The organism is Ruegeria sp. AG7, assembly GCF_056541545.1.
Genome location: NZ_JBQFYP010000014.1, coordinates 46079 through 62454, shown reverse-complemented (window position 1 = coordinate 62454; position 16376 = coordinate 46079). Strand labels below are relative to the sequence as shown.

Annotated in this window: 11 protein-coding genes, 1 pseudogene and 1 riboswitch; of the genes and pseudogenes, 10 read left to right on the top strand and 2 right to left on the bottom strand. The window is 57.6% G+C overall.

Going from position 1 to position 16376, the window contains the following annotated elements:
- Positions 1-310 precede the first annotated feature (310 nt).
- The 4 genes and pseudogenes from ACR0BF_RS16545 to ACR0BF_RS16530 form a co-directional block, all read left to right on the top strand.
- Complete coding sequence (locus ACR0BF_RS16545) at positions 311-2011, top strand: tetratricopeptide repeat protein (RefSeq protein WP_170442127.1); 1701 nt, start codon at positions 311-313, stop codon at positions 2009-2011.
- 715 nt (positions 2012-2726) lie between these two features.
- Positions 2727-2918: riboswitch (cobalamin riboswitch) on the top strand.
- A gap of 153 nt (positions 2919-3071) precedes the next feature.
- The gene (locus ACR0BF_RS16540) at positions 3072-4076 is read left to right on the top strand and encodes an ABC transporter substrate-binding protein (RefSeq protein ID WP_480625342.1); all 1005 of its coding nucleotides are present in this window, start codon (positions 3072-3074) and stop codon (positions 4074-4076) included.
- Complete coding sequence (locus tag ACR0BF_RS16535) at positions 4073-5122, top strand: FecCD family ABC transporter permease (protein ID WP_480519006.1); 1050 nt, start codon at positions 4073-4075, stop codon at positions 5120-5122. Before ACR0BF_RS16540 ends, ACR0BF_RS16535 begins: the two co-directional genes overlap by 4 nt.
- A pseudogene (locus ACR0BF_RS16530) lies at positions 5119-5629 on the top strand (ABC transporter ATP-binding protein); the annotation flags it as partial. The gene ACR0BF_RS16535 and the pseudogene ACR0BF_RS16530, both read left to right, overlap by 4 nt.
- Positions 5630-6520: 891 nt before the next feature.
- Here ACR0BF_RS16530 and ACR0BF_RS16525 read toward each other — a convergent pair.
- Positions 6521-7471, bottom strand: a complete 951-nt coding sequence (locus tag ACR0BF_RS16525; protein WP_480605338.1) for a GlxA family transcriptional regulator — start codon at positions 7469-7471, stop codon at positions 6521-6523.
- 166 nt (positions 7472-7637) lie between these two features.
- Between ACR0BF_RS16525 and ACR0BF_RS16520 the strand changes: the two genes are divergently transcribed.
- From ACR0BF_RS16520 to ACR0BF_RS16505, 4 genes are read left to right on the top strand one after another with little or no spacing between them, the layout of a single operon-like run.
- The gene (locus ACR0BF_RS16520) at positions 7638-8348 is read left to right on the top strand and encodes a GntR family transcriptional regulator (protein ID WP_480625341.1); all 711 of its coding nucleotides are present in this window, start codon (positions 7638-7640) and stop codon (positions 8346-8348) included.
- 7 nt (positions 8349-8355) lie between these two features.
- On the top strand, positions 8356-9273 hold the full coding sequence (locus ACR0BF_RS16515; RefSeq protein WP_480625340.1) for a dihydrodipicolinate synthase family protein: 918 nt from the start codon (positions 8356-8358) through the stop codon (positions 9271-9273).
- A gap of 5 nt (positions 9274-9278) precedes the next feature.
- On the top strand, positions 9279-10775 hold the full coding sequence (locus tag ACR0BF_RS16510) for an aldehyde dehydrogenase (RefSeq protein ID WP_480625339.1): 1497 nt from the start codon (positions 9279-9281) through the stop codon (positions 10773-10775).
- Entirely contained in the window at positions 10772-12112 is a 1341-nt protein-coding gene (locus ACR0BF_RS16505) for an NAD(P)/FAD-dependent oxidoreductase (protein ID WP_480625338.1), read from the top strand. The genes ACR0BF_RS16510 and ACR0BF_RS16505 overlap by 4 nt, the downstream gene beginning before the upstream one ends.
- Before the next feature lie 9 nt (positions 12113-12121).
- Here the strand turns inward: ACR0BF_RS16505 and ACR0BF_RS16500 are convergent, their stop codons facing one another.
- Entirely contained in the window at positions 12122-13669 is a 1548-nt protein-coding gene (locus ACR0BF_RS16500) for a trimethylamine methyltransferase family protein (protein ID WP_480625337.1), read from the bottom strand.
- A gap of 229 nt (positions 13670-13898) precedes the next feature.
- Between ACR0BF_RS16500 and ACR0BF_RS16495 the strand changes: the two genes are divergently transcribed.
- Together ACR0BF_RS16495 and ACR0BF_RS16490 are read left to right on the top strand one after the other, a co-directional pair.
- Complete coding sequence (locus ACR0BF_RS16495; RefSeq protein ID WP_480625336.1) at positions 13899-15365, top strand: flavin-containing monooxygenase; 1467 nt, start codon at positions 13899-13901, stop codon at positions 15363-15365.
- The gene (locus ACR0BF_RS16490; RefSeq protein ID WP_480622174.1) at positions 15366-16367 is read left to right on the top strand and encodes an alpha/beta fold hydrolase; all 1002 of its coding nucleotides are present in this window, start codon (positions 15366-15368) and stop codon (positions 16365-16367) included.
- Positions 16368-16376: the final 9 nt, after the last annotated feature.

The following is a 16376-nucleotide window of genomic DNA, read 5'->3' as shown; positions in this document are numbered from 1 at the left end:
TGCGTAATGTGTGTTTTACCGCCAACACAAGAGAACATATCTTGGTAGTGTTAATGTACGCCGAAAGCGGTCATCGGAATTTGTTGTAGCTAACGGCGGAATTGTCCGCAAAGCGGTTGTTGGTGAGAGTTGCATCGAACGAGTGCTTCGAGCCCGAAGCGGTCTCTCGGTGTCGGGGATCTCGGGCGTGGACCCGAGACCACTGCGGCAGACAGTTTCCGCGTGATTCACTGGCGCGTGCCGCAAAACCACTTAAACAATGGCTTTCCGCCACTCGTTTGGGTAGCTTCGGGTTCGAATAGGACGGGACATGGCGCGACGGCTGGCAGCAATATTGATAGCAGACGTGGTCGGCTATTCTCGTTTGATGAGCGAGGATGAAGAAGGCACTCTGGCGGCCTTGCAAGCGTATTGGAGTGAAGAATTCAACCCCGTTATCGCGGACCGTCGAGGCCGGATCGTAAAGATGATGGGTGACGGAGCGCTTGTCGAGTTTTCCAGTGTGGTCGATGCCGTCGATGCGGCACTGAAGATACAGCGTCGGATTGTCGAAGCCAAAAGTAGGATCAGATTGCGCATTGGTATCAATTTGGGTGACATCATCGGCGATGGTGATGACATCTTCGGTGACGGCGTGAACATTGCCGCCCGCTTGGAAGCGTTGGCTGAGCCCGATGGAATATGCATCTCCTCACTTGTTCATGACAGTGTCGGGAAACGGGTGGCAGACGGTTTCGTCGACGCGGGTGAGCACGATATAAAGGGGATTGAGCAACCGATCAGGGTCTTCCGTTGGCCTGCAAAAGGGCCGGTTCAGGCAAAGCAGGAAAAACCGTCTATCGCGATCCTTCCATTCGAAAACATGTCGAACGACCGGGAGGACGAATATTTTTCCGAGGGCGTCGCTGACGACATCGCCACCGATCTATCCAAGATTTCGGGGCTTGTCGTCATCGCTCGCAACGCGACCCGAGATTACAAGAAACGGCCTCACTCCGCTGGGGAAGCAGCCCGAGAGCTTGGGGTCCGGTACGTACTCGAGGGAAGTTTGCGCCGGGGCGGCGGCCGAGTTCGCGTCAACGCGACGCTGATCGATACGGAGAACTCCAACCAGCTGTGGGCCGACCGGTTCGATGGAGAACTGGCGGAAATCTTCGACTTTCAGGACCGTATCACCGAGAGCATTGTCTCGACGTTGGCGGTGACGCTTACTCGAGCGGAACAAGAACGGGCATTTCGAAAAGAAGTCAAAAGCCTTCAGGCGTACGATTATGTCCTGCAAGGCAACGCGTTTCATGCGCTTACGACCAAGGCTGACAATGCAAGAGCGCGCGAACTCTACGAGCGTGCAATCGAGCTCGACGCAGCATACGCTCCGGCATACGCGGGGCTCGCCTGGGCTTTGGTGCATGATGCATTTCGGTGGAGCCCAGATCCTGAAGCGACACTTGAGCTTGCTCTGAAGCATGCCAAGCAAGCCGTTAAGTTGGATACCGGGTTAGCCAAAGCCCATATGGTTCTTGGCGACGTCTATTGTTGGACGAGGCGAAACTCGTTGTCCGTGGTAGAGGGACAAAAAGCGGTAGAGTTGGAGCCCAGCAATGCTGATGCACATTTCGCGCTCGGGTACTACCTGCTTGCGTCCGGTGCCTCAGAAGACGCGGTCAAAGAGGCGCGGCTTGCCTTACAGTATAATCCGGTATTCGCCATGGGTTTCTACTACGAAGTGTTGGGGACGGCGCTCTATCTCACCCAGAGTTACGATGACGCTATCGCAGCACTTGAACAGGGACTGGCACGATATCCGGACCATGATGGTTTGCACCAGATACTGGCGGCAGCCTATGCAAAGCTGGATAACCTGGATGCTGCTCGAGTGCATGCCGAAGAGTATCTGAGGCTGCGGCCAGACGAGTCGCTGTCGAAGATTTCTGAAAGGCTTCCCTACAAAAACAAAGATGATCTAGAGCACCTGATTGAAGGCTTGCGTCGAGCTGGTGTGCCCGAATAACTTGGCTGGCCGGTTTGTTGTCTCAATGACTGCTTCGTCCGCATGTGAGACGCTCGAAACCGGCGCAGCGAAGGTCCGGTTCAGAAAATGATCTTGAAGCCCGGACTGAACGGCAGCTTTCGCCGTTTCGACTCGGGTTTCTCGCGGTCGCAGAGAATAGCCGGTGTCCGCCCACCTTACTAGTTCATGCGTTCCGCAGCATTTGGCACTTTGGGCTCTCAGCAGCCATTCGCTGCACTAGGCTTGAACTTCCGCTCACCCCACCAAAGCCCCCGAACCGCCAGCACCAGCGAACCCCGTCAGCACCCGGGCTAGTCGTCAGCGGTCCAGGTTGGCGGTCTCGTAAGCTATCCCCAAAGCGCCAGTGAGCGGTCGTTCTAGCGGTCAAAATGCCCGGCGCAGAGCTTAGCGAATGCCCGTGCTGACCCGCTGACGCTCCATTCCGCCCGTCGCTTAGCTCAGCAAAATGCCCCCGAAACCGCCCCAGTTTCTCGGGCTTCGCTGAAAAGCCCATAGGTTTCATCGGTCGGCAAGGATTCCTACCACCCCAGCCATGATTTTCCTATATATCACACACCGACGTCCTCGGGGCGGATTGTAGCGCCTTCTCAGCGGCTTGTCTGACGTCAGCACCATGTTGAGACGCGCAGGTTCATGCCCTTGGGAGAAAATGGGAAAGACCCCCGAGTTTTTTCTTGCCGCAGAGTAAGTGTTAAGGTACCCGCGTTTTACCGGTCCCGATGTGGCTAAGAGGGAATCCGAGGTGCCTTTTGGTGCCAACCGGAACTGCCCCCGCAACTGTAGGCGGCGAGCGCTGTCCATTCCGTCACTGGGCCATTTCGGTCTGGGAAGACAGGACAGACAAAGACCCGTCAGTCAGGAGACCTGCCGGTATGAAACCGAAACACACCGGGCGGGGTTGTCCGGGGAGGTTGCCGAAGAAACGCGCCGGGCGGGCTATGTACCACTCTGCGCTCACAGCAGGCAGAAAAGCGTCTGTTGCTTCGGTAAATGCCCATTCACCCGTTCTCTGGTCATTGACACATGGAGATCGATTGTCATGTTTCTACGCACTGGCCTGATTGGCCTTTCCTTGCTGGCTACCAGCGCTGCCGCCGAAGGAAACTTTCCCTTAACCATCGAAAACTGCGGTCACTCGGTCACGTTTGACGCGCCAGTGACGTCGTCAGTCACGGTCGGCCAAGCCGCGACCGAGGTGCTTTATGCGCTGGGTCTGGGCGAGCAGGTTCTTGGAACTTCGGTCTGGTTCAACGAGGTGCTGCCTGAATATGCCGAGGTGAATGCCAAGGTAGAGCGTCTGGCAGACAATGATCCCAGCTTTGAAAGCGTTGTTGCCAAGCGGCCGGGACTGGTCGCAGCGCAATATGAATGGCATGTCGGACCCGAGGGCATCGTCGCCACGCGTGAGCAATTTCACGAACTGGGTATTCCAACTTACGTGATGCCTGCGGATTGCGTCGGCAAAGACAATACGGTCGGCGGCGATGGCACCCGCCTGCAAGCGTTCTCGACCGATACGCTGTATCAGGGTATCGAAGAACTGGCGGCAGCCTTTGATGTGTCCGAACGCGGCACGGACCTGGTTGCCAAGTACAAGGCCCGCGAAGCCGCAGCCGTCGCCAAGGCGCAAGCCGTGAAACTGGACGACGTGTCAGCCGTATTCTGGTTTTCATCTCCTGAAATGGAAAGCGATCCGTTTGTGGCCGGGCAGAAGGGCGCACCGGGATACATGATGAGCACATTGGGCATCCGCAACGTCATCGAGACGGATGAAGAATGGCCAACAGTTGGCTGGGAGACCATTGCCAAGGCCAACCCGACAGTGATCGTGATTGCCAAGATGGACCGCCGTCGCTTTGCTGCGGACGACTACCTGAAAAAGCTGGAGTTCCTGCGCGCTGATCCGGTGACCAGCCAGATGGATGCGGTCAAGAATGACAGGATTGTCGTTATGGATGCGCAGGCCATGGACGCCACCATCCGCGCGATCCCGGCGCTGGAGGATCTGGCCGAGAAGCTGGATACCATCGGAAACAACCTGTGAACGAGGTCGCCGCAATCTTTCGGCAGGGTTTCAAGGCCGCGTGCCTAACTGTGCCATTGTTGATTGCGGCGGTCCTTGCGGGCGCGATGATCGGGGAAACCTCGTTGTCGCCCGATTTGGTTCTCTCCGTTCTGGTCAACAAGCTGGCCGGAGCGGACCTGCCCGTCGACCCAATTGATCAGGGTATTATCTGGAGCTACCGGATTCCTCGCGCTCTGGTCGCTGCGTCCTGCGGTGCCGGTCTGGCTGTCGCAGGGGTCGTGTTGCAGGCATTGCTGCGAAACCCGTTGGCTGACCCTTATATTTTGGGCATTTCTGCCGGGGCCTCGACAGGTGCCGTGGCTGTAACCATCGCTGGTTTGGGCGGGGGAGCTTTGTCGCTGTCTTTTGGCGCGTTCAATGGCGCGCTTTTGGCTTTTGGTTTTGTCGCGTTGCTGGCCCGAGCCTCCGGCGCAGGCGGCGGGCGGGCTGCGACGGCGCAAATCGTTTTGGCGGGAATTGCCGGGTCTCAGTTGTTCAATGCGCTAACGGCCTTCATCATCGCCAAATCCGCCAATGCCGATCAGGCGCGCGGGATCATGTTCTGGCTGATGGGAAACCTCAGCGGCGTGCGCTGGCCGGATGTATATCTGGCCATTCCGGTGGCCCTTGCCGGCTGGCTTATTTGCCGCTTTCACGCCAGAGCTTTGGACGCATTTATTTTCGGCACTGATTCAGCGGCCTCGCTGGGCATACCGGTGCGGCGGGTGCAGGCAACCCTGATCTTCGCCACCGCGCTGACAACAGCGGTCATGGTTTCGATCGTCGGGTCCATCGGCTTTGTCGGGCTGGTCATCCCTCATGCTGCCCGGTTCCTTGTAGGACCGGGGCATCGCAGGCTTATCCCAACGGCCGCCTTGATCGGAGCGGTCTTCCTGATCGGCGCCGATATCGTGTCGCGCATCATCATCCCGGGTCAGGTTCTGCCGATTGGGGTGGTTACCGCCCTGATCGGTGCGCCTGCCTTTGCCGTAATTCTGGTGCGCGGCCAGAGGAACGCCCAATGAAGATCGAGGCGCAAAACCTGACATTTTCGGTTCGCGGCAAGACTTTGCTGTCAGACGTATCGTTTGTTGTGGAGCCCGGAGAAACACTGGCTTTGGTCGGACCCAACGGTTCGGGCAAATCAACTCTGATGCGCCTGTTGGCGGGTTTGGCACGTCCGGTTTCGGGAAAAGTCGTCATAGCGGGCCATCCCGTTTCGCATTTGTCGCGCAGACAGATTGCCCAACGGATTGCCATTGTTGAACAACAGGCTGATACAGCCGAACGCGTAACTGCACGGTCCGTGGTCGAGCTGGGCCGCACGCCCTGGCTGTCGGCGTTACGGCCCTGGCGCGCCGAAGATACCAGGCAAGTCGACAAAGCCCTGCAAACTGTGGAAATGGCCGATATGGCACACAGAGAATGGGCAACATTGTCTGGAGGAGAGCGCCAGCGGCTGCACATCGCGCGGGCTTTGGCGCAGCAACCGGGCCTTTTGCTTTTGGACGAACCGACCAACCATCTGGACATACATCACCAACTGTCGATCCTGGACTGTGTTCGAATTCTAAAAGTGACAACGGTGATGGCACTGCACGATCTGAATCAGGCAATGGCCTGTGATCGCGTGGCTGTTTTATCAAAAGGACAGCTGGTTTCTCTTGGCCCGCCCAAACAAGCCTTGTCTTTGCAAACCGTTTCAGAAGTTTTCGGTGTCAAAGCACAGTGGGGGTATAGTGCCGGCAGGACAGAACGGTTTCTGTCCTATCATCTGGACTGACGGATCCCGATCGCTTCTGGTCGCACAGGATATCAGCGTCGTCAGCGCGCCATGCCAGATACGTACAATCTGCGGCCTCGAAGGCGTATTCCAACGGCGAGCAAGCTTGATCTGGGTTTCCTCACAAACTGCAAAATTGCTCGTCGAATGCTGTCTAGATTCTAACAGAAATAGGATTTGTTCGTTTTCTTGCCTTCCAAGATGATCGGCAGGCGCGTCGTCCGAGCGTTGGTCGACCAAACCCTTGTGGTATGTTCACTACTTGATTTGAACCGTGAAACAGATTCCTTTCGGAAACCACTGGGACCTGACCCAAATCTCGAAACGCCATCAGCTTGAACAGATTGCGGCGACCGCACGTCGATATTGCAGATTACCCACAATCAAAGCCTCAACTTGAGCCTTAAATTAACGGTAGATTAACGAAACAGGGCACAACAAATCTCTGGATGACAAGTTCTTGATATACTTATGCCTATATCGAGATTTATTGGTGGGTAATCCTGCCGGTCTGTTGACTAGTCCAGTTTTTAACGAGGGGGTATCCCGGCAGGATCAGGGGGTGCCAGATCGGGCCAGTTCGAGGCCAACAGATCGCGGCACCCCCGCCGGTAAGCGCGAACCAGCAACTCATCTTTCATCAGTTGATCTTGTTGCGCTGCGCGTGGGGTGTGATGCCAAAACTGGATCGGTATACCCGAGAGAAATGCCCCGGATTTTCGAAGCCACAGGCCACGGCGACTTCGGTAACCGACGCCTCGGTTTGCAAAAGCAGTTTCCGGGCCCGTTCCAGCCGCATCTCCATAAAGTACCTTTTGGGGGAAGTATTAAGGTATTTGCCGAACAACCGTTCCAGTTGACGGGTGGAAATACCCAAAACATCGGCAATGAAGGATGGTGAGACAGGGGTTTCGAGACTGTCCTGCATAATGTCTATCGCCTTCGCCAGATGGGCATTGCGCATTCCATTGCGCGATTGCAGCGAAACGCGCTGCTTGGCGGTCGCATTACGCACAGTGTTATAGACCATCTGATCCGCAACATCAGTGGCCAGTTCTTCGCCATGGTCGCGTTCGATCAGATGCAGCATCAGGTCTGCGGTCGCGGTTCCACCTGATGCGGTAATGTGTTTTTCGTCGGCGACAAAGACGCTGCGCACCAGATTGACATCCGGAAACGCCTCCATGAATGCGTCGTGGTACTCCCAATGGATCGCCGCCTGCATACCATTGAGGAACCCGGCCTCGGCCAGCAACCACGCCCCGGAACACAATGCCCCGATCCGCGTTCCGCGCGCGCGTTCGCGCCGCAGTGCAGCCAGAAGGGAACGAGTCACGTGGTCACGCATGTGAATGCCCGACAAAACAAAGAGTTGATCGCACTTGGGCAGTTCCTCAAGTCCGGAATGCACAAGAGTGACGGATCCATTGGAAGACACGGCCTGCTCGCCCTGTTCGGATACAAAAGACCAGCGATACAGCTCATCGCCACTCACTAGGTTGGCGATCCTCAGCGGTTCGACCGCACAGGAAAAGGCGAGGTGCGAAAACTCCTCGACAAGGATGAAGGCGAAGTGCTGCGTCTGAAGCATGAGCAGGACCATTTCCAAACTGGGCCGACGCCCAAGCGTGAGTCTATTTTGCAGACACCCATGCTGCACGAGATTTTTTTGTATACAAGTTGTATTTTTTAGAAATACAAAAATACGACCACCGCGATTCGGACACGGCAGCCAGAGGACATAGTGAGGCCAAAGGATGAAAGACGAAGCCAAGTCGCGCAAAAATGCGCTCAGAGAACACCTGAAGATGTCCATCCTGACGCTGCGCCTTCGTCCAGGTGACGATCTGGATGAGGCGCATTTGTCCGATGAATTCGGCCTGTCGCGCACGCCTCTGCGTGAGGTGTTTCGTCAACTGGCAGGCGAAGGCTATCTGGATCTGCGAAAAAACCGCAGCGCCCGTGTTTCGGAAATGTCCTACACCACACTGCGCGATTTCTTCCTTGCCGCGCCGATGGTCTACGGGGCCATCCTGCGTCTGGCGGCAGTGAACGCGACTAACGCGCAAATCGAAGAATTGAAAGCGGCTCAGCACGCGTTCAAAGCTGCCCTTCGTTCAGGGTCGGTCGAGGATCGCGCACTTGCCAACAACCGTTTTCATGACGTGACCGGAGAGATGTCCGGCAATGTCTACCTGCTTCCGTCATTCAACCGGCTGCTGATCGATCATGCACGGATTGGCATGACGTTTTATCGGCCGCAGACAGTTGAAATGTCGGAAAACCTGTCGATGGCCAGCCAACAGCATGACGCGATCATCGCAGCCATCGAGGCACGCGATGAAGCCGCGGCGGCGAAACTGGCCGAGGATCACTGGAACCTGTCCCGGGATCAGATCGGGATGTTCGTGATGCCTGACGCACTGGATGTCGCAATGGGTATCCCGCCACTTTCGAAGCCCGCATGAGGACGAAATGAACCCGATTTTCAAGTTCGAAGGAATTTATACTCCTGTGGTCACCCCCTATCACGACGATGGCAGCGTGAACTGGGACACCCTGTCCGACGTGATCGAATACCTGATCGAAAATGGTGTGCACGGCCTGATTTCCGGCGGATCCACGGGTGAGAATTATGCCCAGACCGGGCCGGAGCGGCTGGAACTGGCCAAATTCACGCATAAGCACCTGAAAGGGCGGTTGCCCTTGGTCGTTGGCACGGGCGCGATGCTGACTTCGGACTCGATTGCGCTGGCCGCTGGCGCACGCGATATCGGCGCGGACGCCATCCTATTGGCCAGCCCGCCCTACTCGGTGCCGACGGATCGCGAAAACGCGCTGAATGCACTGGCCATCGACAAGGCCGCCGACCTGCCGGTGATGCTGTACAACTATCCGCACCGTACCGGCACAATGATGGGAGAAGAGTTCCTTGACCGCGTAGGTCGTAGCCGAAATTTCTGCGGCATCAAGGAAAGCTCGGGCGATATCAACCGGGTGCATCTGTTGGCCCGGGATTATCCGCATATCCAGCTGGGCTGTGGCATGGACGATCAGGCACTGGAGTTTTTCGCCTGGGGCGCACCATTCTGGGTCTGCGGCGGTTCGAACTTCCTGCCAGCGGAACATGTGGCGCTGTATCAGGCCTGCGTGATCGAAGGCAACTTTGCCAAGGGGCGTCGGATCATGTCAGCGATGATGCCGCTGATGCGGGTGCTGGAACAGGGCGGCAAGTTTATCCAGACCATCAAGCATGGCGTCACCATGAACGGGATCGACGCGGGTATCATGCGGCCTCCGCTGAAGGGCCTGAACAAAGATGACAAGCGCGCGCTAGAACAGGTGACGCGCGTGCTGAGAAAGACAATCGCCGACATCGTGGCTGAGGGGTGACAAACATGGATCTGCTGACACAGGACGAGTACAAATCCATCGCCGCAGGTCTGAGCCTGCCGACAGGCGCCTTTATCGACGGCGCGTTTCGTCCGGCGGTTTCGGGCCAGACCTTTGCGACAGAGAACCCTGCAACCGGTGAAAAGCTGGCCGATATCGCATCCTGTGGCGCGGAGGATGTGGACTTTGCCGTCAAGAAAGCTCGTGAGGCGTTCGACGATGGCCGCTGGTCCAAACTGCACCCCGCCGAGCGCAAGGATGTGCTGATCCGGCTGGCCAAACTGATGGCTCGCAGCGCCCGTGAACTGGCGGTAATGGAGAGTATCGACAGCGGCAAGACCATCTACGACTGCGAAACTGTTGATGTGCCCGAGACAATCCACTGCCTGAAGTGGCACGCCGAGGCGATTGACAAGATTTACGATCAGGTTTCGCCCGCCAGCGACGATCACATCGCCATGGTGGTGCGCGAGCCAATCGGCGTTGTGGGTCTGGTGCTGCCGTGGAATTTTCCGCTGCTGATGTTGGCATGGAAGATCGGGCCAGCGCTGGCGGCAGGCTGTTCTGTTGTTGTAAAACCGGCGATGGAAACCACTTTGACGGCCCTGCGCCTTGCCGAATTGGCGATGGAGGCCGGCTTGCCGCGCGGTGTCTTGAACATCGTTCCCGGTGGCGGGGCCGAGGTGGGCGAACCCATTGGGCGGCATATGGATATCGACATGGTATCCTTCACAGGCTCGACCGTGACCGGCAAACGTTTTCTGACCTATTCGGCGGAAAGCAACGCCAAAGAGGTGGTGTTGGAGATGGGGGGCAAGAACCCCGCCATCGTGATGGAGGATGTCGAAAACCTCGACCGGGTGGCGGCGCATATCGTCAATGGCGCATTCTGGAACATGGGTGAGAACTGCTCGGCCTCGTCACGCCTGATCGTGCATAAGAAAGTGAAGGCTGAGCTGCTGGAGCGCATCGCGCATCACGCCAAACAATGGAACATCGGCGACCCGCTCGACCCCGAAACCCGCATGGGCGCACTGGTGAGCGAAGACCACTACACCAAGGTTTGTGGCTATCTGGATCAGGCCGAGAACGTGGTGATCGGTGGCAAAGCGGACAACGGGTTTGTCGAGGCCACCGTGGTCGAAGTGCCCGGCAATGACGCTGCTTTGGCGCGCGAGGAAATCTTTGGCCCTGTCTTGTCGGTAATTGAAGTCTCGGGCTTTGATGAAGCGATCCAGATCGCGAACGACACCGACTATGGCTTGTGCGCCTCAATCTTTACGGCCAATGTCAAACGTGCCATTCGTGGTGCGCGGATGATCCGCGCAGGCACCGTGACAGTGAACAGCTTCGGCGAAGGTGACATCACGACACCTTTCGGTGGCTACAAGCAATCGGGATTTGGTGGCCGTGATAACTCGATCCATGCTCATGACCAGTACACACAGTTGAAAACCATCTGGATCGATCTGGCCGATGACGCGGATGAGGCCGTCGGTTGAGCCGACACGACGCCAAAAGGCTACCCCGGCAGACAGGCCCGTCGGGATGGAATACGATTCTGCCGCCCCAAACACCTCTGGCGGTGCTGGAACGGGACCTGACCGCGGATATCACAATAGTTGGTGGCGGGTTTGCCGGGCTCAGCGCGGCGCGGCGGCTGCATCAATTGGATCCTTCTCTGAAAATCGTTCTGCTGGAAGCCGGTCGTTTCGCGGAGAGCTCGGCAGGCCGGAATTCTGGGTTCATGATCGACCTGCCCCATGACTTGGCCTCGGACAACTACGCAGGCAAGGGGTCGGACGCGGATCGCGCCATCATTGCGCTGAACCGCAAGGCCATTGCCTTTGCGACCGAAGTGGCCTCCGATTGCGGGCTGCCACAGGAAATGTTCGACCCCTGCGGCAAATACAATGCAGCCGCCACCAAAGCGGGCGACGCGCATAACCGCGCCTTTGCCGCGCATCTGACCAAACTGGACGAGCCGCATAAGCTTTTAGATCAGCAGCAGATGCAAGAGGTCACGGGCAGCCCGCACTATACCTCGGGGCTTTATGCGCCGGGGACAGTGATGATCCAGCCTGCGGCTTATGTGCGTGCGCTGTCCGCCCGTCTGGCCGGGCAGATCGAAGTGTTCGAGCATTCACCCGTTACCGGTTTGGAACAACAAGGCGCAGGCTGGGTGGTCAGCACCAACAAGGCCAAGGTGAGCACCGGGCGGATAATTCTGGCCAATAACGGCCACCTGGAGAGCTTTGGGTTCTACCAGCGGCAATTGATGCACATTTGCCTTTACGCCTCGCTCACAGCCCCGCTGAACGAGGCGCAGATCAAGACACTGGGCGGGAAGTCGCGCTGGTCGGTGACGCCAGCGAACCCGATGGGGACGTCAGTACGGCGCATTTCCGGCAGCTATGGGGATCGCATCCTGATCCGCACCTGCTCCAGCTTTCATCCAACAATCGAGACCAGTCCAATGCGACTGCGCAATGCAGGCTGGGTGCATGACCGAAAGTTCAGGGAACGCTTCCCGAATCTGCCGGATGTGCAGATGGAACATCGCTGGGCCGGGATGCTTTGCCTCAGCCGCAATGGATCGGCCGCGTTCGGTGAGCTTGAGGACGGTGTCTACTCTGCCTGTTGCCAGAACGGTCTGGGCATCGCACGGGGAACACTGCAAGGCATGGGCATCGCTGAACTGGTGCTGGACCGGCGGTCTGACATCGCCGATCATTTTCTGGCGCAGCCGGACTTGCCGCGTTTGCCGCCCGAGCCATTCGCCTCGCTTGCCGCCAACAGCTATCTGATCTGGAAAGAGTGGCGATCCGGCAAAGAATGAACTTGACCGTCAGTAATTCTGGTTCAACTCATCCGCGGCCGGGATTTCTCTCTCGCGGCGGGCGATATAGTCCAGAAGGGCGTCGTTCTTGGCCTCATCCAGCTTAGGTTCCTGATACTCGGCCAAAAGCTTCCTCGCGTAGTTCAGGGCGCGCTCGGTGATTTCAACTTCGCCTTCCGCCACCCATTGTTCGATCGAGTTGTTGTCAAACAGTTCGGGCATGAAAAAAGCCGTCTGAAAATTCTCCTGGGTGTGCGGATGCCCCAAATAGTGCCCGCCGGGACCTACATCCGGAATTGCGGCCAAGCCTTCGTCAAAATCATGCCATTTAGGCCCCTCCGCCATCCGATAGGCCATCGCGCACTGTTCCGCGTCCACAACAAACTTGGCGACCGAACAATGCATCCCCGCCTCGTTCCAGCCTGCCGAATGCCAGATGTAGTGGGCCCCTGCATGCAGAACAGCGCCCAGAGTTGTCGCGGATTCGTACCCGGCCTGCGCGTCAAACGTCTTGGCCCCGCCCAGCGTGTTCGAGGTGCGCCATGGCACATCGTAAAAGCGCGCCATCTGGCCAATCATGAAATTCATCAGACTGATTTCAGGCGTCCCTGCCATCGGCGCACCGGATTTCATCGAAACGGTTGACAGATAGTGCCCCCAAATCGCCGGACAGCCCTTGCGGATCACCTGCGTATAAGCCAGCGCCGAAAGCGCCTCAGCGGTCAGCTGTGCCACGGTTGCGGGTACCGATGCGGGCGTATTGGCACCGCCCAGAACGAAGGGCGAGCACAAAACCGGCTGATTCCGGCGGCAGAAGGCGCGCATTGCACCCAGCATGGTTTCATCCCAGACCAGCGGGCTGTTACCATTGCAGTTGCCCGTTGTAACCGGGTGGTCATCAATGAACCCTTCGCCGAAAAGGATGTCGCACATGTCCATCACGTCTTCGGCATTCTTGGGCGAGGTGGTCATACCCATGAAGGTTTTGTCCGAGTATTTCATCGACGAATAAGTGATGCGCAGGTGCCGCTGGCTGATCGGGTGATCGTAAGGTTCGACGATATGATGGGCCGAACTGTGCAGTGCGGGCATCATGTGCGACAGTTTATGAAACATCGCCAGATCGTCCAGCGTCGGGTTCCGGCGCACGTCGTCAAGATCACGCAGAAACGGCGCGCCGGTCATCGGCACGAAGATCGAGTGCTTGCCGCCGAGAGCGAGGTTCTTTTGCGGATCGCGTGCGTGATAGGTGAATTGCGCCGGAATGGTCGCGATCAGCTCGCGCACCATGTTGCGGTCCAGAAAGACCAGCTCTCCGTCAACCTTCGCGCCCGCTTTCTTCCAGTCTTCCACTGCGGTCGGGTCGCGAAACTGGACACCAACGTTCTCCAGAATATTCATGGCGGCCTTGTCGATAAGCTCAACCTGGCTTCCGTTCATAACTTCGCAATGCGGGATGCCGCGGGTCAAACCCGGCAGCATGTCAAAATTCGGCGCGGTGCGAAGAGCGCGGCGCGCGGAACGCCCACCGGCACGTGCAAGAGTACGGGTCGACAAGGGGGCAATCCTCCTGTTTTGAATCAGACTGACGGAAATACGCCGCGTTCACCTCTCCGATTGCGATATGTGTTTGCAGGAAGCGACACCGCCCTGATGACGGTTTTTCGCCGCGCCTGTTCACGTAAGGGCGTTCGGTCATTTTATCTTGTGTGACCTACTTCACTGCCAATCACGTGCAGACATCTGCAACAGATATCCATAAAGTTGTTTCAGGAGGGGCGCTTCAATGCACCACACGACAGAGATGCTGATCATCGGTGCCGGGTTCTCAGGGCTGACGATGGCGCTTGAGGCACGCAAACACGGCATCAAAGATATCGCCATTCTGGAAAAGGCTGAAGATATCGGTGGCACGTGGCGCGAGAACACCTATCCTGGCGTCGCCTGCGATGTGCCTTCACATCTGTATTCCATGGCGACCCACCCTAATCCGTACTGGAGTCGCGCCTATGCCGGTGGCGCAGAGATACAGGAATATCTGCAAAATGTCGCGCATCAGGAAGGATTGTATGATCTTTGCCATTTTGGGCAGGAGTTGAAATCGGCGAGATGGGATGGCACGCATTGGCAGGTTGAAACCACGGATGGCCAGATCTGGTCAGCCAAGTTTCTGGTCTCGGCCATCGGCGCGCTGCATCATCCCAGCATTCCGGACATTCCCGGCACCGACAGCTTTCCCGGCCCCTGTTTTCATTCGGCCAAATGGGATCACACCGTCGATCTGACAGGAAAGCATGTGGCCGTTGTCGGCACCGGGGCGTCAGCCGTTCAGTTCGTGCCAGAGATTGCCAAGATTGCGCGCCACGTCACCGTTTTTCAGCGCAGCGCGCCTTACGTTATGCCGCGCCCTGACGGCCCGATCGCGCCATGGGTGCGCAAACTTCATGCCTACCTTCCCCTGCTTCCCCGCATCCGGCGCAAACTGATTTTCATGTTCTTCGAGTTCCGTCACCGCGTGTTCAGGGGCGAGGAACGCGCGATGAACTTTGCCCTAAAAATGTGGCGCAAGTCACTGGAAGGCGCGATTGCGGACCCCAAAGATTGGCGCATTCTGACCCCGGACTATCGAATTGGGTGCAAACGCATTCTCAGTTCAAATGACTGGTATCCGGCCCTGGCCCGCGACAATGTCAGCGTCATTCCGCACGGCGTGGCCAGTATCGATGGAAACAGCATCCTGGCGACAGATGGCACCAGGGCAGAGGCAGACGCGCTGATCTGGGGTACCGGGTTTCAGGTCACAAATGTCGTAGAAAGGTTGGATATCACCGGCACAGATGGGCTAACGCTGCGGTCGGCCTGGGCGAATGGGATGTGTGCACATCTGGGTACAGCGATAGCCGGTTTTCCCAACTTTTTCATCCTTCTGGGGCCTCATACCGGGCTGGGGCATAATTCGGTCGTGTTGATGATTGAAGCTCAGGTCGGGCATATCGGCCGGGTTCTAAGCGAGATGCAACGCAAGGAACTGTCGGTGATCACTCCCGATGCGGTGAAACAGGCGGCCTTTACGCAGGAAATGCTTGACCGCCACGCGGACAGTGTCTGGCAGATCGGAGGCTGTACATCCTGGTACATTGATGCGGAAGGGCAAAACACGACGCTTTGGCCCGGAACAGTTGCAGAGTTTCAGAAACGCATGGCACAATCAGGATTGGAGCAATACAACTCCGTTAGGACCGGAGACAGCTAGATGACATTTATTCTTAGCGTGGTTACGGCCTTTGCCGTCTTTCTTCTGGCCATGGCCCTGTGGACCCGGCGTATAACCCGTCAGGGGCTAAAAACCGTGCCGCAGATGGGCCAGATCGTGCCCGTGCAGGGCGGCAGCATCCACTATGTGGAAATGGGCAATCCGGACGCGCAGACGGTTGTTCTGATTCATGGCCTGGCTGGGCAGTTACAGCATTTTACCTACGCGTTGGCGGATCAACTGGCCGAGGATTACCACGTCATCGCGTTGGATCGCCCCGGTTGTGGATATTCAACCCGGGATACGGCAGAACTCGCACAATTGCCGCAGCAGGCCGCGATGATTGCTGAATTTCTTGAAACCAAGGGCGTGGATCAGGTCGTGGTGGTGGGGCATTCACTGGGCGGTGCGGTGTCGCTGGCGCTGGCTTTGGACCACCCCGAGCGGGTATCCGGCCTCGCTCTGCTGGCGCCACTGACGCACAGGCTGCCTGAAACACCGGTGATCTTCAAACCGCTCGAGATCCGGACCAAATGGCTGCGCAGCCTGATTGCCAACACGATTGCGGTTCCCATGGCCTCAAAAACAGCACCGCACAGTCTGGGTGTGGCATTTGACCCTGAAACCCCTCCAAATGACTTTCTGGACCGTGCGGGTGGTGCGCTAGGGCTGCGCCCGTCGGCCTTTGTCACGGCCTCGCAGGACGTTATCGGGTTGGATGCCAGCTGCGATGTGCTGGTGGCCAGATACCCCGAGCTGTCGGTCCCCGGCGGGATATTGTATGGAAGTCAGGACGCGCTTCTGTCCCCTGCCCGTCACGGACCGCCGATGGCCAAATATGGTCTGAGCTATGAAGAGCTTGACGGTCTGGGCCATATGATCCTGATCACAGAACCGGAGATATGCGCCGCGTTTATCCGCAGGATGGTGGACGCCACGATATTCCGTCAGACGCCCTTGCAGGACCCGGTGACAGAGCCCGTGAAAGAATTCCCCGGTTAGGGCGATTTC

Bases quoted from the DNA above. Each gene is read 5' to 3' on its own strand.
- ACR0BF_RS16545 (WP_170442127.1), top strand. From the start codon at position 311: ATGGCGCGACGGCTGGCAGCAATATTGATAGCAGACGTGGTCGGCTAT.
- ACR0BF_RS16540 (WP_480625342.1), top strand. From the start codon at position 3,072: ATGTTTCTACGCACTGGCCTGATTGGCCTTTCCTTGCTGGCTACCAGC.
- ACR0BF_RS16495 (WP_480625336.1), top strand. From the start codon at position 13,899: ATGCACCACACGACAGAGATGCTGATCATCGGTGCCGGGTTCTCAGGG.
- ACR0BF_RS16520 (WP_480625341.1), top strand. From the start codon at position 7,638: ATGAAAGACGAAGCCAAGTCGCGCAAAAATGCGCTCAGAGAACACCTG.
- ACR0BF_RS16510 (WP_480625339.1), top strand. From the start codon at position 9,279: ATGGATCTGCTGACACAGGACGAGTACAAATCCATCGCCGCAGGTCTG.
- ACR0BF_RS16525 (WP_480605338.1), bottom strand. From the start codon at position 7,471: ATGCTTCAGACGCAGCACTTCGCCTTCATCCTTGTCGAGGAGTTTTCG.
- ACR0BF_RS16490 (WP_480622174.1), top strand. From the start codon at position 15,366: ATGACATTTATTCTTAGCGTGGTTACGGCCTTTGCCGTCTTTCTTCTG.
- ACR0BF_RS16515 (WP_480625340.1), top strand. From the start codon at position 8,356: ATGAACCCGATTTTCAAGTTCGAAGGAATTTATACTCCTGTGGTCACC.